Source organism: Streptomyces sp. NBC_00299, assembly GCF_036173045.1.
Lineage (GTDB): Bacteria > Actinomycetota > Actinomycetes > Streptomycetales > Streptomycetaceae > Streptomyces > Streptomyces machairae.
The window spans coordinates 1,268,419-1,290,664 of the sequence record NZ_CP108039.1 but is presented as its reverse complement, the minus strand read 5'-3'; the positions used below and the strand labels follow the sequence as shown (position 1 = coordinate 1,290,664).

Sequence of the window (22,246 nt, the reverse complement as noted above, 5' to 3'; positions counted from 1 at the left end):
CTAATGCGGTTCAGGTCCGTGAACCTAATACGGTTCAGCTCGGTGATCCTAATGCGCATTAGTCACTAATGAAATTAGCTCCGCAAGAGCCATTGACGGGCCCGTGGAGCGGCGTGCAGGGTCTGCCTCGTCGACCAACCCGCCCGCAAAGGAGGACGGTTCACGGTGCCCGTTTCCCGTAGTACCCGCAGAGCCCTCGCCGCCGTTTTCGCCGCCTGTGTCGTCCTGCCGCTCAGTGCCTGCGGCTCGTCAGGGGGCGACAGCGGCACAGCCGACGCCTCCGGCAAGGTGGAGGGCGACATCACCTTCCAGACCTGGAACCTCCGCGCCAACTTCAAGCCCTACTTCGAGGGCCTGATCGCCGACTTCGAGAAGAAGTACCCCGGCACCGACGTGAAGTGGATCGACCAGCCGGCCGAGGGCTACGCCGACAAGATCAGCGCGGACGCCGCCGGCGGCACGCTCCCCGACGTCGTCAACGTCTCGCCGGACCTGGTTGCCCCGCTCGCCAAGGCGGGCCTCGCGCTCGACCTGGACAAGGCGGCCTCCCAGTACAAGAAGGAGTATCTGGAGGGGGCCTGGGCCAGCCATCAGATACCGGGCATGACCGGCACGTACGCCTTCCCCTGGTACCTCAACACCGGCCCGCTCTTCTACAACAAGTCCCTCTTCGAGGAGGCCGGACTCGACGCCGACCAGCCGCCGAAGACGTACGACGAGGTCTTCGACGCCGCCCTGAAGATGGCGGACAAGACCGACGGCAAGGTCGCCACCCTCGCCAACGTGCCCACCATCGAGGACTTCGGCCGCTACGGCGTCGAGCTCATGAACAAGGAAGGCACCGCCTTCACCTTCAACGACGCGAAGGGCGTCGAACTCCTCACCAAGTACAAGGAGTTGTACGACGCCAAGGCCCTCGACCCGCAGGCGCTGACGGCCACCCCCGAGTCGTCCGGCAAGAAGTTCCTGACCGGCGCCGTCGCCATGAACCCCGGCAGCGCACTGGACCTCGGCAACTTCAAGAAGCAGGCGCCGAACCTGTACAAGAACATCGGGATCACGGACCAGATCACCAGCACCGGCCACGTCAACATGTACGTGATGGGCGTGATGGTCAACGCGCGGACGAAGCGTGCGCCCGCCGCGGTCGCCTTCGCCCACTACGTCACCGACGCCGCGCACCAGATGTCGTTCGCCAAGCAGGTCGCGATCTTCCCCAGCACCGCAGGCTCCCTCGACGACCCGTACTTCACCAAGGAGGACGGCACCGACGAGACGCGTGTGCGGGTCGCCGCCGCCAAGTCGCTGAAGACCGCCGTCAATTACACGCCCGTGCTGTTCAGCGAGCAGATGAAGACCGAGCTGCGCAACGAGGTGGCCAAGGCGCTGCAGGGCAAGGAGAGCCCGAAGGAAGCTCTAGACAACGCTGTCGAGGCTTGTAACCGGCTCCTTCAGCAGCAGGGCTGAGCCGTCATGGCGAGCTCGGCTGTCCCTCGTGTCTCCCGTGTGCGGCGCCAACTGCCCTTCAGCCCCTGGCTGTTCGCCGCCCCGGGCCTGCTGATCATCGGCGCCTTCATCCTGTACCCGTTCGTCTCCACCCTGGTCAACGCCTTCACCGACCGCCGCACGCTGATCCCGGGCGAGTTCGTGGGCCTCGCCAACTTCCGCGAGCTGCTCGGCGACGACATGTTCTGGATCGGCCTGCGCAACAGCACGCTCTACGTCGTCGGAGTCGTCCCCGCCCTCGTCGTCCTGCCCCTGCTGCTCGCGCTGCTGGTGCAGAAGAACATCCCCGGCATCACCTTCTTCCGGTCCGCCTTCTACACCCCGGTCGTCGCCTCGATCGTCGTGGTCGGGCTGATCTGGGTGTGGCTGCTCGACGAGCGCGGTCTGGTGAACTCGCTCCTCGAGACGATCGGCGTCGGCCGGGTCGGCTTCCTCAGCGACCAGTGGCTGCTCCTGCTGAGCGCCATGGCCGTGACGGTCTGGAAGGGCCTCGGCTACTACATGATCATTTACTTGGCCGCGCTCGCCAACGTGCCCCGCGAACTGCACGAGGCCGCCGCCGTGGACGGAGCGGGCGCGATCCGCCGGTTCCTCACGGTCACCGTGCCCGCCGTCCGTTCCACCATGGTTCTGGTCGGGGCGCTGTCGTCGGTCGCCGCGTTCAAGGTGTTCTCCGAGGTGTACCTGATGGCCGGCCCGAGCGGCGGCCCGGCGGGCGAGGACACCACCCTCGTGATGCTCGTCCAGCGCACCGGCACCGGCCTGACCGGCCGCGTCGGCTACGCCTCCGCCATCTCGGTCGTCGTGTTCGTGGTCACCGTCGCCCTGATGCTGCTGGTGCTGCGCGCGGACCGGAAGGACGAATCATGACCGTCCTGGAGAAGGTACGGCCCGCGGCGAAGGCGAAGGCGAAGGTCAAGCCGTCGGCCGGCGCTCGCGAACCCCGCGTCACCGACGAGCACGGCCGCCGCGTCCGCGTATGGGAACTCGCCCTGCGCTATCTGCTGCTGCTCGGCGTGCTCGCCCTCACCGTCGGCCCGTTCCTCTGGCAGCTGTCGACCTCGCTCAAGGGCCCCACCGAGGACATCTTCAGCTCCCCGCCGAAGTTCCTGCCCGGCGATCCCACCCTGCACAACTACGAGCGGGTCGCCGAGACCATCCCCGTCTGGGACTACGCCCTCAACTCGCTGAAGGTCGCCACCGCCAACGTCGTGACCAACTGCGTCGGCGCGGCACTCGCCGGCTACGCCCTCGCCCGGCTGCGCTACCGGGGCCGCCGCGCGGCCACGCTCGCGTTCATCCTCGCGATGCTCGTGCCCGTGGAGGGCATCATCATCGCCCAGTTCACGACCATGCGGGAACTCGGCCTCAACAACACCCTCATCGGCGTCGTACTGCCCGGCTGCATCAGCGCCCTGAACGTCCTGCTGATGCGCAACGCCTTCCTCAACCTGCCGTACGAGATCGAGGAGGCGGCCTACGTCGACGGTGCCAACGTCTGGCAGCGGTTCCTGCGCATCGCGGTGCCGTCGGTGAAGGGGACTCTTGCCGTCGTCGCGATCTTCGCCTTCATGGGCGCCTGGGACGACTTCCTGTGGCCGCTCATCGTACTGAGCGACCCGTCCAAGTTCACGCTGACCATCGGGCTCAACTATCTGCACGGCACCTTCGCCAACGACGAACGCCTCGTCGCCGCGGGCACGATCATCGCCGTGGCGCCGCTGATCGCCCTCTTCGCCTGTCTCCAGCGGTACTTCTTCCGGGGTGTCGGGGAGGGCGCCGTCAAGGGCTGACCCGCTGAGCCGGCCACACGTACCTCCGCCGCACCTCGTCGCACCTCCGTCACAAGGACACGCATGCCTTCTGCCGTGCGCTTCGGCGTCAACTACACCCCAAGCGTCGGGTGGTTCCACCACTGGCTCGACTTCGACCTCGACTCCGTACGTGCCGACCTCGACTCCATCGCCGCGCTGGACCTCGACCACGTCCGGGTGTTCCCGCTGTGGCCGTACTTCCAGCCGAACCGCACCCTGATCCGTGGCCGCGCCGTCGAGCAGCTGGTCCAGCTCGTCGACGCCGCCGCCGAACGCGGCCTCGACGTCAACGTGGACGGTCTGCAGGGCCACTTGAGCAGCTTCGACTTCCTGCCCGCCTGGACCCGGACCTGGCACCGCCGGAACCTCTTCACCGACCCGGACGTCCTCGACGGCCAGGCCGCCTACTTGCGCACCCTCGCCGCCGCCCTCGACGAGCGCCCCAACTTTCTCGGCATGACCCTCGGCAACGAGGTCAACCAGTTCTCGGCGGGCCCGCATCCCGACCCCGACCGGGCGACCGAGGACGAGATCGACCGCTGGCTGACGCGGATGCTCGCCGCCTGCGAGGAGGGCGCCCCCGGGCGGCTGCACCTGCACGCCGAGTACGACGCCACCTGGTACCAGGACGACCAGCCGTTCACGCCCGCCCAGGCCGCCCGGCACGGCGCCGTCACGGCCGTGCACTCCTGGGTCTTCAACGGCACCGCCCAGCGCCACGGCCGTATCTCCGTCCCGACCGAGCACCACGCCGCCTACCTCGTCGAGCTGAGCAAGGCCTGGGCCGCCGATCCGCGCCGTCCCGTCTGGCTCCAGGAGGTCGGCGCGCCCGCGCCCCTCGTTCCGCCCGAGCACGCCGCCGCCTTCACCGAGGCGACCGTCGCGAACGCCCTGGACTGCCCCGACCTGTGGGGGATCACCTGGTGGTGCTCGCACGACGTGTCCCGTGACCTGGCCGACTTCCCCGGGCTCGAATACGGGCTCGGCCTGCTGACCAACGACCGGAAACCGAAGGACGCCGCCCGGGTTCTGGAGCGGGCGGCCCAGGAGGCGCCACGGCCGCCCGAGCCGCGTACGACGGCGCTGATCGTGCCCGCCGACCCGTCCACCCGCTCACTCTGCGCGCCGGGCGGCGCGGTCTTCGACGCCTATTTCCGGCTGGTCGCCGACGGCGTCCGCCCCACCACCGTCCTCGACGTGCGTGCCGCCGACCAGGAACACCTGGCGGCGCGCGGCATCACCGAGGTCGTCGCACCCGATCAGGTACTCCCCACCCCACAAGGAGGCACCCGCTCGTGAAACCCACCAGACGCACCGTCCTCATCGCCGCCGCCACGGCCGCGATGCTCCCCTCGTCACCGGCGGTGGCGGCACCGCGGCTCAAGGCCGCCGCGCTCCAGCCGTACGCCTCCTACTGGTACCCGGACTCGCTGCCCTCCGGCACCCCGGGCACCGGTATCACCTGGCGCAGCCTGAAGTCCTGGCGTCCGGCCGACGACCCGGACCTCGCGTTCAACGCGGCGACCGTGCCGCTCGCCCCGCGCTTCACGCCGACGCCGGCGAACCCGACCGCCCGCGCGGGCCAGGCCCGTATCCAGTCCCTGGTGTCCTTCGGTCCCACCGCCGGCAACCCCTCGCAGGGCGCGGCCACCGCCGACTACTACGCCCTCACCCACTGGGCGTACATCGACGAGCTGGTCTTCTGGGGCGGCTCGTCCGGGGAAGGGCTGATCCTCGCGCCGAACGCGCCGATCGTCGACGCCGCTCACCGGCACGGGGTGCCCGTCCTCGGCAACGTATTCCTGCCGCCCGTCGCCTACGGCGGGCAGCTGCAGTGGACCCGAGACCTGGTGCAGAAGGACGCGGCCGGGCGGTATCCGCTCGCCGAACGGCTGGTCGCGGTCGCGGACGCGTACGGGTTCGACGGGTGGTTCGTGAACGCGGAGACCAGCGGCGGGAACACCGCGCTGGGTTCGGCGATGCTGGGCTTCATGCGCGAGCTGAAGACCCTCGCCAAGGCCAAGGGCCAGCGCGTGACCTGGTACGACTCGATGACCGTGAACGGGTCCGTGAGCTGGCAGGGCGCCCTCAACTCCCAGAACGAGGCGTTCTTCCAGGCCGCCGACGACATGTTCGTCGACTTCCGGTGGACGGCCGCGAAGCTGACCTCGTCCGGACAGCGGGCCGGGCAACTGGGCCGCAGCCGCTACGAGTTGTGGGCGGGTGTCGACGTCGAGTCGAACGGCTGGAACTCGTCCGTGAACTGGGACGCGATCGTGCCCCGCGACAAGGCGCACGTCGTGTCGGTCGGCTTCTACCGGCCCGAGTGGACACGCAACCACCTGCCCGCGGACGGCCGGGGGCCGGGGGCGTTCCACGCCGCCGACGACCGCTTCTGGACCGGGCGCTCGCTGGACCCGTCGCGGCCGGACGGCACGGACGTCTGGCGCGCACCGGCCGTGTCGGTCGCCGACCGCTCGACGGTCACGGAGCTGCCGTTCGCGAGCGTGTTCAACACCGGGCACGGGCTGCGGTGGTACGAGGACGGGAAGGTGACGTCGGACAAGCCGTGGAACCATCTGGGTCTCCAGGACCGGCTGCCGTCCCGGCGCTGGGTCGTGCACACCGACGGACAGCGCCCCGCCGTGACGTTCGACTTCGAGGACGCGTGGCGCGGCGGGAGCAGTGTGCTCGTCGACGGTGAAATGGACGAGCCGGCGGTCGTGGACGCCTACGCGACCCGCCTGCCGATCACCGCCGACACGGTTGTCGAGCTGACCCACCGGACCGACGCGGGCAGCGTCAAGGTCGAGGTGGCGGTGGCCACGGCCGAGCCGAGCAGTCCGGGCGCGACACCGCCGTACACGTACTTCCCCGTGGACTCGGGCAGCACATGGCAAACCTCGACCGTACGGCTCGCAGGCCTGACCGGCACCGCTCACGCGATCGGCGTCCGGCTCACCGCGACGGGCGGGGCCGTGAAGTGGCGGCTGGGCGGGATCGCGGTCCGGGAGGCCGCCGCCACGCCGGCGGCGCCGACCGGTTTCCGGATCACCGCGGCGTCCGGCGCAGACCTGCGCCTCGCGTGGAACCCCGGCCCCGGCGACGTACGCCACCACACCCTGCACCGCGTGCTACCCGACGGCACCCGGCGCTTCCTCGGCGGCACCTGCCAGCCGGCCTTCTTCGTCGCCGGCCTGCAACCCGAACAGGGGGAGCAGACCACACGGTTGGACCTGCGTGCCGTAGGGGAGCTCTACACCTCGTCGGCCCCCGTGACCGTGACGCACACCTGGTAACCGCCCTCACCCTTGGAGCACCCCGCATGCATGACGACCGCAGCCTGGTCGAAGCCCGCCTCAAGCGCGTCCTCGACGAGCGCATCCGACCCGCCGTGTACCCCGAGTCCGTGCCGCTGGACGTCGCGGTGTGGCATGCGCCCGGCGAACCGGTGCCGGTCGCCGAGGGACTCGCGGCCGAACCCGAGCCGATAGAGGTGGGGGCGCGGTGGGGTGCTCCCTGGGGCACCAGCTGGTTCCGGGTCACCGGGACCGTGCCCGAGGCGTGGGCCGGGCGGACGGTCGAGGCACTCCTCGACCTCGGATTCGACGAGAACATGCCCGGCTTCCAGTGCGAGGGCCTCGTCCACCGGCCCGACGGCACCCCGGTGAAGGGCCTCAACCCGCGCAACCAGTGGGTGCGCATCGGTGCCCCCGTCGAGGGCGGGGAACAGGTGAGGCTGCACATCGAGGCGGCGTCCAACCCGGTCATCCTGGACTACCACCCCTTCCTGCCCACGCAGTTGGGCGACAAGGACACCGCCGGCAGCGAACCGCAGTACACGCTCACCCGCATGGACCTCGCCGTCCTCGACGAGAACGTCTGGCAGCTGGTCATCGACCTGGGGGTGCTCGGCGAGCTGATGGCCGAACTGCCGGTGGACTCGGCGCGCCGCTGGGACATCCTGCGGGCGGTGGATCAGGCCCTCGACTCGATCGACCTCCAGGACGTGGGCGGCACGGCGGAGCGGGCGCGGGAACGGCTGGCCGGTGTCCTGGCCACGCCCGCCGTGCCGTCCGCCCACCGCATCAGCGCCGTCGGGCACGCGCACATCGACTCGGCATGGCTGTGGCCGCTGCGCGAGACCGTGCGCAAGGTGGCCCGTACGACCTCCAACATGACCGCGCTGATCGAGGACGAGCCCGACTTCGTCTTCGCCATGTCGCAGGCCCAGCAGTGGGCGTGGGTCAAGGAGCACCGGCCCGAGGTGTGGGCGCGGGTGAAGAAGGCGGTGGCGGACGGGCGGTTCGTGCCGGCCGGTGGTATGTGGGTGGAGTCGGACACCAACATGCCCGGCTCGGAGGCCATGGCCCGGCAGTTCGTGCACGGCAAGCGGTTCTTCCTCGACGAGTTCGGCGTCGAGAACGACGAGGCGTGGCTGCCGGACACGTTCGGCTTCGCCGCCGGACTGCCCCAGATCATCAAGGCCGCGGGCTCCAAATGGCTGCTGACGCAGAAGATCTCCTGGTCACAGACCAACAAGTTCCCGCATCACACCTTCCAGTGGGAGGGCATCGACGGCACCCGGATCTTCACCCACTTCCCGCCCGTCGACACCTACAACTGCTCCATGAAGGGCAGCGAGATCGCCCACGCGGCCCGCAACTTCAAGGACAAGGGCGTCGCCCGGCACTCCCTCGCCCCGACGGGCTGGGGCGACGGAGGCGGCGGCACCACCCGCGAGATGGTCGCGAAGGCCGCGCGGCTGCGGGACCTCGAAGGCTCGGCGACCGTGGTCTGGGAGACCCCGGCGGAGTTCTTCGAGAAGGCCGAGGCCGAGTACGCGAACCCGCCGGTCTGGGTCGGCGAGCTCTACCTCGAACTCCACCGCGCCACCCTCACCAGCCAGGCAAGGACGAAGCAGGGCAACCGCCGCAGCGAACACCTGCTGCGCGAGGCGGAACTGTGGGCCGCGACTGCCGTCGTACGCGCCGGATTCCCGTACCCGTACGAGGAGTTGGACCGCATCTGGAAGACGGTGCTGCTGCACCAGTTCCACGACATCCTGCCCGGCTCCTCCATCGCGTGGGTGCACCGCGAGGCACGCGCCACCTACGAGCGCCTCGCGCGCGAGCTGACCGCGATCATCGAGTCGGCCCAGCGCGCCCTGTCGGGCGAGGGCGAGACCGAGCTCGTCTTCAACTCCGCCCCGCACCCGCGCGAGGGCGTACCGGCGGGCGGTGCACGCCCCCCGGCGACCGAGGGCCGCACGGCGCTCGCGCCCCGTCCGGACGGCGGTTTCGTCCTCGACAACGGCCTGCTGCGCGTCGAGATCGACGCACGGGGCCTGGTCGTGTCGGCGTACGACCTCGACGCCGACCGCGAGACGATCGCGCCCGGCTCGGCCGCGGCCCTGCTCCAACTGCACCCCGACTTCCCGAACATGTGGGACGCCTGGGACGTCGACGAGTTCTACCGCAACACCGTCACCGACCTGACCGACCTCGACGAGATCGCCCCCGCGGGGGAGGGCGTGCGCATCGTGCGGTCCTTCGGTGACTCCCGCGTCACCCAACTGCTCTCCCTCGCGCCCGGGGAGCGGCGGCTGGTGGTGGACACCGAGGTGGACTGGCACGAGACGGAGAAGTTCCTGAAGCTCGCCTTCCCGCTCGACGTGCACGCCGAAAGGTACGCGTCCGAGACCCAGTTCGGGCACTTCCACCGGCCCACGCACACCAACACCTCCTGGGAGGCGGCCAAGTTCGAGGCCTGCAACCACCGGTTCGTGCACCTGGAGGAGCCGGGCTGGGGCGTCGCCGTCGTCAACGACTCGACGTACGGCCACGACGTGACCCGCGCGGTCCGCACCGACGGCGACCGCGGCACGACCACCACGGTCCGGGTGTCCCTCCTGCGCGCCCCGCGCTTCCCGGACCCCGAGACCGACCAGGGCGTCCACCGCTTCCGGCACGCCCTGGTGCCGGGCGCGGGCATCGGGGACGCGGTGCGCGAGGGCTGGCGGATCAACCTCCCGGAGCGTTCGGTCACCGGCGCGCGGGAGGTGGCGCCGCTGGTGACGGTGGACGAGGACGCGGTCGTCATCACGGCCGTCAAGCTGGCCGACGACGGCAGCGGAGATGTGGTGGTGCGCCTCCACGAGGCCCACGGCGGCCGGGTACGGGCCACGCTGACGGCGGACTTCGACGTCGCGGACGTCGCGGCGACGGACCTGCTGGAACGCCCGCTGCCGCAGACACCGTCGTACGACGGCCGTCGCGTCGCCCTGCGGCTGCGGCCCTTCGAACTGGTGACATTGCGGCTGCGGCGGACTGCGGTCCACTGACGAGTGAACGGCGGCGCGGCATCGCGTGGCGAGCGGCAACCGGCCTCAGAATCAAGGCGATTCGGCGTCCCATGTGCGCCTTGGAGGCACTCTTGAAGCTCGTCACGCGAGCCCAGCTGGGCTGGCCCGCATCCGCCGCACCCACGCAGACATCGACCGAGGGCGTCAAAGTCCACTACGAAGGCGCGCCGGTCAGCCTGCGGCTCCTCGAAGACCACGGTCTCTGCATCGCCAAGTGGAAGAAGATCCGAGTCGACCACCTGGCGAACAAGAAGGAGAACTACTCGGACATCGCCTACAACTACGGCGCCTGCCCGCACGGCCATCTCCTGGAGGGCCGCGGCCTCGGCAAACGCACCGGGGCGAATGGCAACCAGGACCTCAACCGCGGCCACTACGCGATCATGGGTCTGGTCGGCGACGAGGGGCTCACCAAGCCGACGGACGCGATGCTCGGCGCGATCCGCGACGGGATCGAGCTGCTGCGGAAGCACGGTGCCGGCATCGAGATCAAGGGGCACCGGGACGGCCTCGCCACGGAGTGTCCGGGCCGGCACCTGTACGCGTGGGTGAAGGAGGGTGCGCCGCGACCGGGTGGTTCGCCGCCCGATCCCGCACCGAGGCCGGTGGTCGACGTGTCGAAGGTGGTCGCCGCGGCGCTGAACGACCCGGCCGCGCCGGGCGCACCGGTGTCGTACCCCGGAGTGAAGATCGTGGAGAAGGCGCTCGTCGCCGAGGGCCTCCTCGGACCGAGCCTCGCGGACGGCCACTTCGGCACGTCGACCGTCGAGGCCTACGCAGCCTGGCAGCGCCGCTGCGGCCTCACCGGCGATGATGCCGACGGCATCCCCGGCCGGGCGTCACTGGAGACGCTCGGCCGGGAGCACGGTTTCGACGTGAAGCCGTAGCGAACGGCGCGGGCGCCGCCGGGCGGCGATCAGCCGCCCAGCTGCATGCGCAGCCACTGCTCCACCTCGCCCACGTGTGCGGCCTCCGCGGCCCTGGCCGCCTCCGGATCGTGGGCCACCAGGGCGCGGTGGATCGCGGCGTGTTCGCGGCGGGTGCGGGTGAAGGCGCCCTCCTCCTGGTAGCCGCGCCAGACGCGGGCCCGGAAGGTACGGGAGGACAGTCCCTCCAGGATCGCGGCCATGGTGTCGTTGCCGGCGGCGGCCGCGATCACGCGGTGGAAGGCCAGGTCGTGGGCGAGGATCTCCTCGGGGTCCTCCGTGGCGTTCATCGCCGTCAGATGCTTCTCGACCTCGGCGAGCTGGTCCGGCGTGATGCGCGCCGCCGCCAGCGCGGTCGCCGTCGACTCCAGGATGCGGCGCACCTCCAGCAGCTCCACGAGACGCGGTCCCCGGGAGAGGTCGGCGACCACGCCGAACGTCTCCAGCAGGTCGCCGGCCTCCAACTGGGTGACGTAGATGCCCGAACCGTGCCGGGCCTCCAGCACCCCCAGCACCGTCAGTGCGCGGATCGCCTCGCGCATCGAGCTGCGGGAGATGCCGAGCTGGACCGCCAGATCGCGTTCGGTCGGCAGGCGCTGGCCGGGCTCCAGCCGGCCCTCGGCGATCATCGCCTTGATCTGCTCCAGGGCGCGCTGTGTCACGGTGCCCTTCTGCGGGGCCGTCTCGTCTTCCACGCCGTTCCTCCCGTCGCCCGAGGCGCCTGAGCGGGCCCGGTGAGCCGCAGTGTAATCACCAGGTTGGTCCGACCACTACGGCTGGAAACACCGAAAAACTGCCTCCCGAGGGTGTTGCGTCGGCGAAGTGGTCTGATAAATATGCGGGCATCTGCTCGAACACGCTCAACGAGGAGCCGCCAGATGCACGGCCAGATGCACGGCACGACAGCGCGGAAGCAGAACAGTTCGCGGAGGGGTAAAGCGGTGGCCGCAGTCGTCGGCGCCTGTCTCGTGCTCGCCGCGTGCGGCAGCACCAAGGACACCGGCGCCGCGAGCGCCGAAGGCGGCGGCAGCGGCAAGGTCGGGGTGATCCTGCCCCTGCTGACCTCGCCGTTCTGGCAGTCGTACAACGACTATGTGCCCAAGATGGCCGACTCCGAAGGCGTCGAGGCGCTCAAGACGGTCAACTCCAACAGTGACCCCTCCCAGCAGATCACCGACATCAACAACCAGCTCAACCAGGGCGTGAAGGGCCTCGTCGTCGCCCCGCTGGACAGCGCGGCCATCGAAGCGGGCCTCGACCAGGCGGAGCGCAAGGGCGTGCCGGTGGTCGCCGTCGACGTGGCGCCCGACAAGGGCAAGGTGGCGATGGTGGTGCGCGCCGACAACGTGGCCTACGGCGAGAAGGCCTGCCAGTACCTCGGCGAGCAGATCCCCTCCGGCAAGGTCGTACAGATCATGGGCGACCTCGCCTCGGTCAACGGCCGTGACCGCTCGGAGGCGTTCCGCGCCTGCGTGAAGAAGAACTTCCCCAAGCTGAAGGTCCTGGAGATACCGGCCAAGTGGGAGTCGGACACCGCGGCCTCCAAGCTGGACACCCTCCTGAACGCCAACCCCGATATCAAGGGCATCTACATGCAGGCCGGCGGCGTCTACCTCGCGCCGACCATCCAGACCCTCAAGTCCAAGGGGATGCTGAAGAAGGCCGGCCAGTCGGGCCACATCACCATCGTCTCCAACGACGGCATCCCGCAGGAGTTCGACGCCATCCGCAAGGGCGAGATCGACGCGACCGTCTCCCAGCCCGCAGACCTGTACGCCAAGTACGGCATGTACTACATCAAGGCCGCGATGGAGGGGAAGACCTTCAAGCCCGGCCCGACGGAGCACGACTCGACCATCGTCGAACTCCCCAGCGGCATCCTGGAGGACCAGCTGCCCGCCCCGCTGGTCACCAAGGACAACGTCGAAGACCCCAAGCTCTGGGGCAACACGGTCAAATGAGTACGGCCGTGATCACACCCCTCGTCGAGGCGCGCGACATCGTCAAGCGCTACGGGCCCACCACCGCCCTCGCCGACGGCCGGCTCACCGTCATGCCCGGCGAGTCCCACGCCCTCGTCGGCCGCAACGGCGCCGGCAAGTCGACCCTGGTCAACATCCTCACCGGCCTCCAGGCTGCCGACGAGGGCGAGGTCCGCTTCGACGGCGAGCCCGCGCCCGCGCCGGCCGACCGGGACGCCTGGCGCCGCAAGGTGGCCTGCGTCTACCAGAAGCCCACCGTCGTCCCGGAGCTGACGGTCGCCGAGAACCTGTTCATCAACCGCCAGCCCCTTCAGCGCGGCTTCATCAGCTGGCGCAAGCTGCGCGCCGAGGCCGCCCGGCTCCTCGCCACCTGGGACGTCCACGTCGACCCCGGGGCCCGCACCGCCGACCTCAAGGTCGAGGACCGCCAAATGGTCGAGATCGCCCGGGCGTTGAGCTTCGGCGCCCGCTTCATCATCCTCGACGAGCCCACCGCCCAGCTCGACAACCGCGAGATCGAGCGGCTGTTCACACGGATGCGGGCGCTCCAGGACTCCGGCGTCACCTTCCTGTTCATCTCGCACCACCTCCAGGAGGTGTACGAGGTCTGCCAGACCGTCACGGTCCTGCGGGACGCCCGCTGGATCACCACCGCACCGGTCGCCGAACTCCCGCGCCGGGCACTGGTGGAGGCCATGGCGGGGGAGTCGCTGGAGACCATCGCCGAACAGGCCGTGGACCCGGGGGACGTCGACCACGACGCCCCCGTCCTGCTCGAAGCCCGCGGGCTCACCTCACCGGCGTACCGGAACATCGACCTCACCGTCCGCCGCGGCGAGGTCGTCGGACTCGCCGGGATCAGCGGCAGCGGCAAGATCCAGCTTGCCGAGTCCTTCGCGGGACTGCACACCCCGACCGGCGGGAGTGCCCGACTGGACGGTGAACGGCTCCCGTTCGGCGATGTGCAGGCCGCCCTCAAGGCGGGCGTCTCCTGTGTGCCGCGCGACCGGCACGACCAGGGCCTGGTCGCCGGCATGACCATCGGCGACAACGCCACCATGAGCGTCCTCGACCGGCTCGGCCGCTTCGGCTTCGTCGGGACCGACCGCAAGCGCGGCTTTGCCAACGCCCTCATCGACCGTCTCGACATCCACACCGAGGGCCCCGACCAGCCCGTCTCCGACCTGTCCGGTGGCAACGCGCAGAAGGTCGTCATGGCCCGCGCCCTCGCCTCCGACCCCCGTCTGCTCGTGCTGATCAACCCCACCGCGGGCGTCGACGTGAAGTCCAAGGAATCCCTGCTCGCCCGCATGGACAGCGCCCGCGAGGACGGCACCTCCGTACTCGTCGTCTCCGACGAACTCGACGACCTGCGCCGCTGCGACCGCGTCCTCGTCCTGTTCCACGGCCGTGTCGTCGCCGAGCACCCGGCGGGCTGGCGCGACCACGAGCTGATCGCCTCCATCGAAGGAGTGGCCAACAATGGCTGACACCAAGGCCCCACCGGCCCTGCCCGTCAAGGTGCCGGACGCCCGTGCCGCCAGGACGGTCCTGCTCCGCCGTGCCCGCGAACTCGCGCTGGTCCCGGCCCTGTTGCTCCTCCTGGTGCTCGGCGCGGTCGTGAACGACTCGTTCCTCACCGAACGCAACCTGATCTCGATCCTCGGCGCCTCCGCCGCCCTTGCGATGGTCGTGCTGGCCGAGTCGCTCGTCCTCATCACCGGCAAGTTCGACCTGTCGCTGGAGTCGGTGGTCGGCATCGCACCCGCCGTCGGAGCGCTCCTCGTGCTGCCCGCCGCCCAGTCCGGCTGGGGCACCGAGCTCCCCGCCGCCCTCTCCCTGTTGGCGGTCCTCGTGGTCGGCGCGGCCGTCGGGGCCTTCAACGGCGTCCTGGTCGTCAAGTTCAAGCTCAACGCGTTCATCGTGACGCTCGCGATGCTGATCGTCCTGCGCGGACTGCTGGTCGGCGCGACCAAGGGCAAGACGCTGTTCGGCATGCCCGACAGCTTCTACTCCCTCGCCACCACGACCTTCATCGGCATCCCGATGTCGGTGTGGCTCGCGGCGGCCGCCTTCGCGATCACCGGGTTCGTGCTGAAGTACCACCGCATCGGGCGCGCCCTGTACGCCATCGGCGGCAACCCGGACGCCGCCCGCGCGGCCGGCATCCGGGTCGAGCGCGTGATGCTCGGCGTGTTCGTCGTGGCGGGCACGCTCGCGGCCGTCGGCGGGATCATCCAGACCGGCTACGTCGGGGCGATCAGCGCCAACCAGGGCAACAACATGATCTTCACGGTGTTCGCGGCCGCGGTGATCGGCGGCATCAGCCTCGACGGCGGCCGGGGCACCATGTTCGGCGCCCTGACCGGCGTACTCCTCCTGGGTGTCGTCCAGAACCTGCTCACCCTCGCCCAGGTCCCGTCGTTCTGGATCCAGGCCATCTACGGCGGAATCATCCTGGTCGCCCTCATGATCGCCCGCGTGACGACGGGCCGTGCGCAGGACTGACCCGGCGCCGTCCCCACCATCGACCGAAAGGCCCTCTGTGTCCCCGACCCCCGGTCCCCCCGTCCGCGTGACCGCGCTCGACACCTACGACATCCGCTTCCCCACCTCGCGCGAGCTCGACGGCTCCGACGCGATGAACCCGGACCCGGACTACTCGGCCGCCTACGTCGTGCTGCGCACCAACGGGACGGACGGGCACGCGGGGCACGGATTCACCTTCACCATCGGGCGGGGCAACGAGGTCCAGGTCGCCGCGATCGAGGCGCTGCGCGGACACGTCGTGGGCCGGCCCGTCGAGGAACTGTGCGCCGACCCGGGGACCCTCAACCGCGACCTGATCGGCGACAGCCAGCTGCGCTGGCTCGGCCCCGAGAAGGGCGTGATGCACATGGCGATCGGCGCCGTCATGAACGCCGTGTGGGACCTGGCCGCCAAGCGCGCCGACAAGCCCCTGTGGCGCCTGCTCGCCGACGCCGACCCGGAGTGGATCGTCCGCCAGATCGACTTCCGGTACCTCACCGACGCGCTCACCCCCGAGGAGGCGCTGGCCATCCTGCGCCGGGGCCGGGAGGGAGCCGAGGAGCGCACGGCCCGGCTGCTGGAGCGCGGCTACCCCGCCTACACCACCTCCGCCGGCTGGCTCGGGTACGACGACGACAAGCTCGGCCGCCTCGCCGCCCAGGCCGTCGCCGACGGCTTCCGGCAGATCAAGCTGAAGGTCGGCGCCGACCTGGAGGACGACGTACGGCGCTGCCGAGTCGCCCGCTCCGTCGTCGGGCCGGACGTCCGCATGGCGATCGACGCCAACCAGCGCTGGGACGTGGCCGAGGCGATCCGCTGGACCAAGGCCCTCGCCGAGTTCGACCCGTACTGGATCGAGGAGCCCACCAGCCCCGACGACGTCCTCGGCCACGCGGCCGTCCGCGAGGCCGTCGCCCCGGTGAAGGTGGCCACCGGCGAACACGTGCAGAACAGGGTCGTCTTCAAGCAGCTCCTCCAGGCCGGCGCCCTGGACGTCGTCCAGATCGACGCGGCCCGCGTCGGCGGCGTCAACGAGAACCTCGCCATCCTGCTGCTCGCCGCCAAGTTCGGCGTCCCGGTCTGCCCGCACGCGGGCGGCGTCGGCCTGTGCGAACTCGTCCAGCACCTGTCGATGTACGACTACGTGGCCGTCACCGGCACCACCGAGGACCGCGTCATCGAGTACGTGGACCATCTGCACGACCACTTCCTCGACCCGGTGGTCATCAGGGAAGGTCACTACACGGCACCCACCGCGCCGGGCTTCTCCGCCGCCATGCGGCCCGATTCGATCGAGCGCTACACATTCCCGGACGGCGCCTTCTGGGCCGCCGACCTCCAGACGCAGAAGAAGGGGCACGCGGCATGAGCGACTTCGACGGTCTCAAGGCGCTGGTGACGGGAGGCGCCTCCGGCATCGGCCGGGCCACGGCCGAACTCCTCGCCGCGCGTGGCGCCCAGGTCGCCGTACTGGACCTGGACCCGTCCTCCGTCGAGAAGCCACTGCTCGCCTTCCGCGCCGACGTCACCGACGACGCGTCCGTACGCGAGGCCGTGGCAGCCGCCGTGGCCGGCCTCGGCGGACTGGACGTGGTGGTCAACAACGCCGGCATCGGCGCTCAGGGCACCGTCGAGGACAACGACGACGCCGAGTGGCACCGGGTCCTCGACGTCAACGTCGTCGGCATGGTCCGGGTGGCCCGCGCCGCTCTGCCTCATCTGCGGGAGTCTTCGCACGCGGCGATCGTCAACACCTGCTCCATCGCCGCCACGGCCGGGCTGCCGCAGCGTGCGCTGTACAGCGCGACCAAGGGCGCCGTGTACTCGCTCACCCTCGCCATGGCCGCCGACCACGTCCGCGAGGGCATCCGCGTCAACTGCGTCAACCCCGGTACGGTCGACACCCCCTGGGTCGGCCGCCTGCTCGACGCGGCCTCCGACCCCGCCGCCGAACGCACCGCCCTGGAGGCCCGTCAGCCCACCGGCCGCCTCGTCTCGGCCGCCGAGGTCGCGGGCGCCGTCGCCTATCTGGCGAGCCCGCTCTCCGGCGCCACCACCGGCACCGCCCTCGCCGTCGACGGCGGCATGCAGGGCCTGCGCCTGCGGCCGGTGAGCCAGTGAGCATCCCCCGGGGACTCGGCTTCGGAGCCGCCGTCATCGGCAACCTCTACACCCAGGTCACCGACGAGCAGGCGCATGAGGCGGTGTCCGCCGCCTGGCAACGCGGCATCCGCTACTACGACACCGCACCCCACTATGGCCTCGGGCTGTCCGAACGCCGCCTCGGCGCCGCCCTGCGCGAGCACCCGCGCGAGGAGTACACGGTCTCCACCAAGGTGGGCCGCCGCCTGGAACCACAAGCCGATGCCGGCGACGACCTGGCGAACGGCTTCGCCGTCCCCGCCAGGTACCGCCGCGTCTGGGACTTCAGCGCGGACGGTGTACGACGCACCCTGGACGCCGGCCTGGAACGGCTCGGTCTCGACCGTGTCGACATCGTCTACCTCCACGACCCCGACGACCACGCCGAGCAGGCCTTCCGGGAGGGCTACCCGGCCCTGGAGAAGCTCCGCTCGGAGGGTGTGGTCGGCGCGATCGGCGCGGGCATGAACCAGGCGGAGATGCTCACCCGCTTCGTCCGCGACACGGATGTCGACGTGGTGCTGTGCGCGGGCCGCTACACGCTGCTCGACCAGAGCGCGCTCACGGACCTGCTGCCCGCAGCCGTGGAGCGAGGCGTGGCCGTGGTGATCGGCGGTGCCTTCAACTCGGGCCTGCTCGCGGATCCCAAGCCGGGGGCGACGTACAACTACGCCGAGGCACCGGCCGACCTGCTGGACCGGGCCGTACGCATGAAGGAGGTCGCGCGGCGCCACGGCATCACCCTGCGCGCCGCCGCGCTGGCCTTCTGCATGGCCCATCCGGCGGTGGCGAGCGTTCTGGTGGGCGCCCGCTCGGCCGACGAAGTCCACGACTGCGTCGATCAGTTCGCCACACCGGTCCCCGCGGCCTTCTGGCAGGAGCTGCGGTACACCGGACTCCTGGTCACCGAGGAGCCGTCATGAGAGTCGCCCTGCACACCAAGGTCCGCGCGGACCGCGTCGCCGAGTACGAGGCCGCTCACCGGGAGGTGCCGGCCGGGCTCACGGACGCGATCCGTGCCGCCGGTGCCACCTCCTGGACGATCTGGCGCAGCGGCACCGACCTCTTCCACGTCCTGGAGTGCGAGGACTACGGCCGTCTGCTCGCCGAACTGGAGAAACTGCCGGTCAACGTGGCCTGGCAGGCCCGGATGGCCGAGCTGCTGGACGTCGTGCACGACTACTCCGACGAGGGCGCGGACGCCGGGCTGCCCGTCGTGTGGGAGCTGCCGTGACGACCGTCGACGCCCACCACCACGTCTGGGACCTGTCGGTGCGCGACCAGGACTGGATCGCGGGACCCGAACTCCAGTCACTGAGAAGGAACTTCACGGTCGACGACCTCGCCTCCGAGGCCCGGGCCGCCGGAGTCGACCGTACCGTTCTCGTCCAGACGGTCACGGTCGCCGAGGAGACCCCGGAGTTCCTCGCCCTCGCCGCCGAGCACGAGCTGATCGCGGGCGTCGTCGGCTGGACCGACCTCACCCGCCCGGACGTCGCCGAGGAACTGGCCCGGCTGCGGGAGCTGCCCGGCGGCCGGTACCTGAAGGGCATCCGCCACCAGGTGCAGGGCGAGCCCGATCCGGAGTGGCTGCTGCGTGCGGACGTACGGCGCGGACTGGCCGCAGTGGCCGAGGCGGGACTGGTCTACGACCTCGTGGTGCTGCCCCACCAGCTGCCCGCCTGCGCCAAGGCAGCCGCCTCTCTGCCCGAACTCGCCTTCGTCCTGGACCACTTGGGCAAGCCGCCGATCGCGTCCGGCGCCCGCGAGCCCTGGACGTCCGACGTCCGCGCCCTCGCCGCACTCCCGAACACCGTCTGCAAGCTCTCCGGCATGGTCACCGAGGCCGACCCGGTCTCCTGGACCGTCGACGACCTGCGCCCGTACGCCGATGTGGTGCTGGAGGCCTTCGGCCCGCAGCGGCTGATGTTCGGCTCCGACTGGCCGGTGTCCACACTGGCGGCGCCTTACGATCAAGTACTCGCCACAGCACATGAGTTGACCGGCCCGGACGATCGCACGCACATCTTCGAAGCGACCGCCACCCGCGTCTACGACCTCTGAGCCACGCCCGCCAGGCGCGTCGGCGGCAGATACTCCCGTACAAAGGTCCGCTCCCAGCACGCGCCCGTCTCCCGCAGCTCGCGCCAGGTCGTGTAGCGGTAGCGGAAAAGGCGGGCGCGGACATGGCGGGGTGGTGCGTCCGGCGGGAACGGCGAGCGGCGCAGCAGCTTCAGCGTGTCGCGGTCGTTCTCCAGCAGCCGCTCCACCAGTGCGCCGAACCACGAACCGGCGTATGCGGGCGACAGCGCGGCGAACCACATCAGCCAGTCCAGCCGTAGGTGGTACGGCGCGAACTGCCGAGGCCAGCGCCGCGGATCACCCGGCTTGCCCTTGAACTCGTACTCCCGCCAGTCCGAGTCCTCTCGCGGTACGTCGTCGGCGGTGCCCTCGATCACCACCTCGTACCGGACCCTGCTGACACTGCCGAACGCGCCGTAGGTGTTGACCAGGTGGAGCGGGTCGAAGGAGCGGTTCATGATCTGGCGGCGGGAGATCATGTTCGCGACCGGGTGGTAGCTCAGGCCGGCGAGGAGCACGGCGACCACGAGGACCACGATCACGTACCACAGCGGCGCGTCGGGCACGGACGGCGGATCGCTCGGGAAGCGCACCGCCGACAGGGCCAGCACGATGGTGATCCAGTTCAGCCAGGAGAAGTTGCCTGACAGGACCAGCCACAGCTGGGTGACGATCATCAGCGCGGCGGCGGCCGTGGCGATCGGCTGAGGGGTGAAGAGGAGGACCGGCACCACGAGCTGGGTGACATGGTTGGCGGCCACCTCGACCCGGTGCACAGGCCTCGGCAGATGGTGGAAGAACCAGCTCAGCGGGCCCGGCATCGGCTGGGTCTCGTGGTGGTGGTCCAGGCAGGTCAGCTTCCGCCAGCAGGCGTCGCCGCGCATCTTGATCAGGCCCGCGCCGAACTCGACGCGGAACAGGATCCAGCGCAGCAGGAACAGCACCACGACCGGCGGTGCCACCTCGTCGTTGCCCAGGAAGACGGCCAGGAAGCCGACCTCCAGCAGCAGCGACTCCCAGCCGAACGAGTACCAGGTCTGGCCGACGTTCACGATCGACAGATACAGCGCCCACGGGACCAGCCACAGCAGCATGGCGCCCCACAGCGGCACCACGGAGTCCAGCCCGGCGAGCAGCGCCACCGACACCGCACAGCCCGACCAGGCACAGGCCGCGAAGAACCGGTCCGAGTAGTGGAGTTGGAACAGGCTCGGGGCGGTCCTGAAGGGCACCCGCTCGACGAAGCGGGGCACGGGCAGCATGCCGCGCTCGCCCATGAGCGCGCGGAACTGCAGCGCCGCCGTCAGGAACGCGACGAGATACACACCGGCCAGAGCCCGCTGGAAAACCAGCCGGCTCGTCCAGTAGTCCGGTGCGGTGAACCAGTCCACGGCCGTGCCCCTCCTCTCTCCATTGTCGCGCCGGGCGCCCCTTGTGACTCTCCGTATACCACCTCTCCGCTTGCGTAACCCGAGTGAGTGAAGCAGACAATTAGGGACGAATGCCCTGATGATCTCCGATGACCGGCGGGAGGACGTGGTGCGGACACCCACCCGAACCCTCGTCACGGCCTGCGCACTCTCGGCGGCACTCGTCGCCGCCGGCTGCGGTGTCACCGGCGACGAGAACGCGGACACGGGCGGCAAGCTCGTCCTCCAGCCCGTCGCCGACCAGGGGCCGGACCCCTTCACCGACTCCACGGCCACGTCGACCGTCACCCCGTCGCCCATCACCCGGACGCCGAGGCCGGCGCACTCGGGACGGACCGGGCTCCAGCCCCTGTCCGGCGAGACGCCCGGCCTGTACGGCGGCACCCGGGGCGCCGGAAGCTGTGACGTCCGGCGGCAGATCGACCAGCTCACCTCCGACCGTGCCAAGGCCCGCGTCTTCGCCCAGGCGGCGGGCATCGCCCAGGCGTCGATCCCCGCCTATCTGCGCGGGCTGACCTCGGTCGTCCTGCGTGCCGACACCCGGGTCACCAACCACGGTTTCCGCGACGGCATGGGAACCGGCTACCAGTCCGTCCTCCAGGCGGGCACCGCCGTCCTCGTCGACCACCACGGCGTGCCCCGCGTCCGGTGCGCTTGCGGCAACCCGCTCGCCCCGCCCGTCGACCCGCACGGCACCCCGGGCACCAGCGGCCGGGCCTGGTCCGGGTACCGGTCGAGCCAGGTGGTCGTGGTGGCCCCGACGATCCGGATGATCACCAACATCACGATCATCAACGTCGTCGACAACACCTGGATCGAACGGTCGATCGGTCACCAAGGCCACCACCGCGACCACGCCGTTCGGCCGCCGAAGCCGGTGGCTCCGACTCCGCACGACAGCGGCCCGCGCGGTGACGTCAGCGGGTTCCCCGAGGACGGGAGCGCGCCGCCGTCCGGTGGGCGTACCTCCCCGCCCGAGTCGCCGACCGACTGCGTGACCCCGACCGCCACCACCACCGCCGCGCCCGGGACCAGTGACGGCAGGCCGGCCAGGGCCCCGTCGGACACGCCCAGCACCCTCCCCGCGGACTGTCCGACCGCCACTGCCACGGCGTCGCCCCCGACGACCGAGCCCGGCCGCACGTCCGCACCGCCGGAGCCGCCCGGCTCGACCGAGCCGTCCGACGGGCCCAGCCCGTCCGGCTCCCGCACGCAGCCGGGGACCTCCACCGGCTCCCCGGAGGAAGTCGGACCCCAGGTCGTCCCGGACGCCCCCGACGCACCCGACGGCGCTGGGCTGATCCCCGACGCCCCCGACAGCACCGACGCGCCCGTCATCCCCGGCGCCTCCGACCGGACCAACGGCAGCATCTTCGGCAGCCCGACCGACGTCTTCAACGGCTGACAGAGGCCGGAACATGGTCATGGAATCGGGCAAGGGCAGTTCCGTCGCCCCGGTCGAAGAATCCGG

18 protein-coding genes are annotated in these 22,246 nt (G+C 70.6%); 16 read left to right on the top strand and 2 right to left on the bottom strand.

All coding sequences use genetic code 11. From position 1 onward, the window contains the following. Window positions 1–165: 165 nt before the first annotated feature. The 7 genes from OHT51_RS05560 (at window position 166) to OHT51_RS05530 (ending at window position 10,571) form a co-directional block, all read left to right on the top strand. Window positions 166–1,467, top strand: a complete 1,302-nt coding sequence (locus OHT51_RS05560) for an ABC transporter substrate-binding protein (RefSeq protein WP_328877759.1) — start codon at window positions 166–168, stop codon at window positions 1,465–1,467. 6 nt (window positions 1,468–1,473) lie between these two features. Then, complete coding sequence (locus OHT51_RS05555) at window positions 1,474–2,376, top strand: carbohydrate ABC transporter permease (protein ID WP_328877758.1); 903 nt, start codon at window positions 1,474–1,476, stop codon at window positions 2,374–2,376. Continuing rightward, window positions 2,373–3,299, top strand: a complete 927-nt coding sequence (locus tag OHT51_RS05550) for a carbohydrate ABC transporter permease (protein ID WP_328877757.1) — start codon at window positions 2,373–2,375, stop codon at window positions 3,297–3,299. Before OHT51_RS05555 ends, OHT51_RS05550 begins: the two co-directional genes overlap by 4 nt. Window positions 3,300–3,362: 63 nt before the next feature. Continuing rightward, window positions 3,363–4,619, top strand: a complete 1,257-nt coding sequence (locus tag OHT51_RS05545; RefSeq protein WP_328877756.1) for a glycoside hydrolase 5 family protein — start codon at window positions 3,363–3,365, stop codon at window positions 4,617–4,619. After that, window positions 4,616–6,619, top strand: coding sequence for an endo-beta-N-acetylglucosaminidase (locus tag OHT51_RS05540; protein WP_328877755.1), 2,004 nt, complete (start codon window positions 4,616–4,618; stop codon window positions 6,617–6,619). The genes OHT51_RS05545 and OHT51_RS05540 overlap by 4 nt, the downstream gene beginning before the upstream one ends. Before the next feature lie 26 nt (window positions 6,620–6,645). Next, entirely contained in the window at window positions 6,646–9,663 is a 3,018-nt protein-coding gene (locus OHT51_RS05535) for an alpha-mannosidase (RefSeq protein WP_328877754.1), read from the top strand. Between the two features lie 92 nt (window positions 9,664–9,755). Continuing rightward, complete coding sequence (locus OHT51_RS05530; RefSeq protein WP_443052697.1) at window positions 9,756–10,571, top strand: peptidoglycan recognition protein family protein; 816 nt, start codon at window positions 9,756–9,758, stop codon at window positions 10,569–10,571. 29 nt (window positions 10,572–10,600) lie between these two features. Here OHT51_RS05530 and OHT51_RS05525 read toward each other — a convergent pair whose 3' ends face one another. After that, window positions 10,601–11,305 (bottom strand): FadR/GntR family transcriptional regulator, encoded by a 705-nt coding sequence (locus tag OHT51_RS05525; protein ID WP_328877752.1) that lies wholly within the window; start codon window positions 11,303–11,305, stop codon window positions 10,601–10,603. A 195-nt stretch (window positions 11,306–11,500) separates the two neighbouring features. On the opposite strand from OHT51_RS05525, the gene OHT51_RS05520 reads away from it, so the two are divergent. The 8 genes from OHT51_RS05520 to OHT51_RS05485 are packed head-to-tail and all read left to right on the top strand — an operon-like array spanning window position 11,501 to window position 19,327. Beyond that, the gene (locus OHT51_RS05520; RefSeq protein ID WP_328884246.1) at window positions 11,501–12,571 is read left to right on the top strand and encodes a sugar ABC transporter substrate-binding protein; all 1,071 of its coding nucleotides are present in this window, start codon (window positions 11,501–11,503) and stop codon (window positions 12,569–12,571) included. Next, complete coding sequence (locus OHT51_RS05515) at window positions 12,568–14,082, top strand: sugar ABC transporter ATP-binding protein (protein WP_328877751.1); 1,515 nt, start codon at window positions 12,568–12,570, stop codon at window positions 14,080–14,082. The genes OHT51_RS05520 and OHT51_RS05515 overlap by 4 nt, the downstream gene beginning before the upstream one ends. Further along, window positions 14,075–15,100: an ABC transporter permease gene (locus tag OHT51_RS05510; RefSeq protein ID WP_328877750.1), complete on the top strand. Its 1,026-nt coding sequence runs from the start codon at window positions 14,075–14,077 to the stop codon at window positions 15,098–15,100. Before OHT51_RS05515 ends, OHT51_RS05510 begins: the two co-directional genes overlap by 8 nt. Window positions 15,101–15,137: 37 nt before the next feature. After that, entirely contained in the window at window positions 15,138–16,490 is a 1,353-nt protein-coding gene (locus OHT51_RS05505) for an L-fuconate dehydratase (RefSeq protein WP_328877749.1), read from the top strand. Further along, complete coding sequence (locus OHT51_RS05500) at window positions 16,487–17,242, top strand: SDR family NAD(P)-dependent oxidoreductase (RefSeq protein WP_328877748.1); 756 nt, start codon at window positions 16,487–16,489, stop codon at window positions 17,240–17,242. Before OHT51_RS05505 ends, OHT51_RS05500 begins: the two co-directional genes overlap by 4 nt. Then, window positions 17,239–18,186, top strand: a complete 948-nt coding sequence (locus OHT51_RS05495) for an aldo/keto reductase (RefSeq protein WP_328877747.1) — start codon at window positions 17,239–17,241, stop codon at window positions 18,184–18,186. Before OHT51_RS05500 ends, OHT51_RS05495 begins: the two co-directional genes overlap by 4 nt. Continuing rightward, on the top strand, window positions 18,183–18,497 hold the full coding sequence (locus OHT51_RS05490; RefSeq protein ID WP_328877746.1) for an L-rhamnose mutarotase: 315 nt from the start codon (window positions 18,183–18,185) through the stop codon (window positions 18,495–18,497). Before OHT51_RS05495 ends, OHT51_RS05490 begins: the two co-directional genes overlap by 4 nt. Then, window positions 18,494–19,327, top strand: coding sequence for an amidohydrolase family protein (locus OHT51_RS05485; RefSeq protein ID WP_328877745.1), 834 nt, complete (start codon window positions 18,494–18,496; stop codon window positions 19,325–19,327). The genes OHT51_RS05490 and OHT51_RS05485 overlap by 4 nt, the downstream gene beginning before the upstream one ends. On the opposite strand, the gene OHT51_RS05480 is transcribed toward OHT51_RS05485, so the two are convergent. After that, complete coding sequence (locus OHT51_RS05480) at window positions 19,315–20,736, bottom strand: lipase maturation factor family protein (RefSeq protein ID WP_328877744.1); 1,422 nt, start codon at window positions 20,734–20,736, stop codon at window positions 19,315–19,317. The genes OHT51_RS05485 and OHT51_RS05480 overlap by 13 nt on opposite strands. Window positions 20,737–20,854: 118 nt before the next feature. Here OHT51_RS05480 and OHT51_RS05475 point away from each other — a divergent pair, with 118 nt between their 5' ends. Then, complete coding sequence (locus OHT51_RS05475) at window positions 20,855–22,180, top strand: DUF6777 domain-containing protein (RefSeq protein ID WP_328877743.1); 1,326 nt, start codon at window positions 20,855–20,857, stop codon at window positions 22,178–22,180. Window positions 22,181–22,246: the final 66 nt, after the last annotated feature.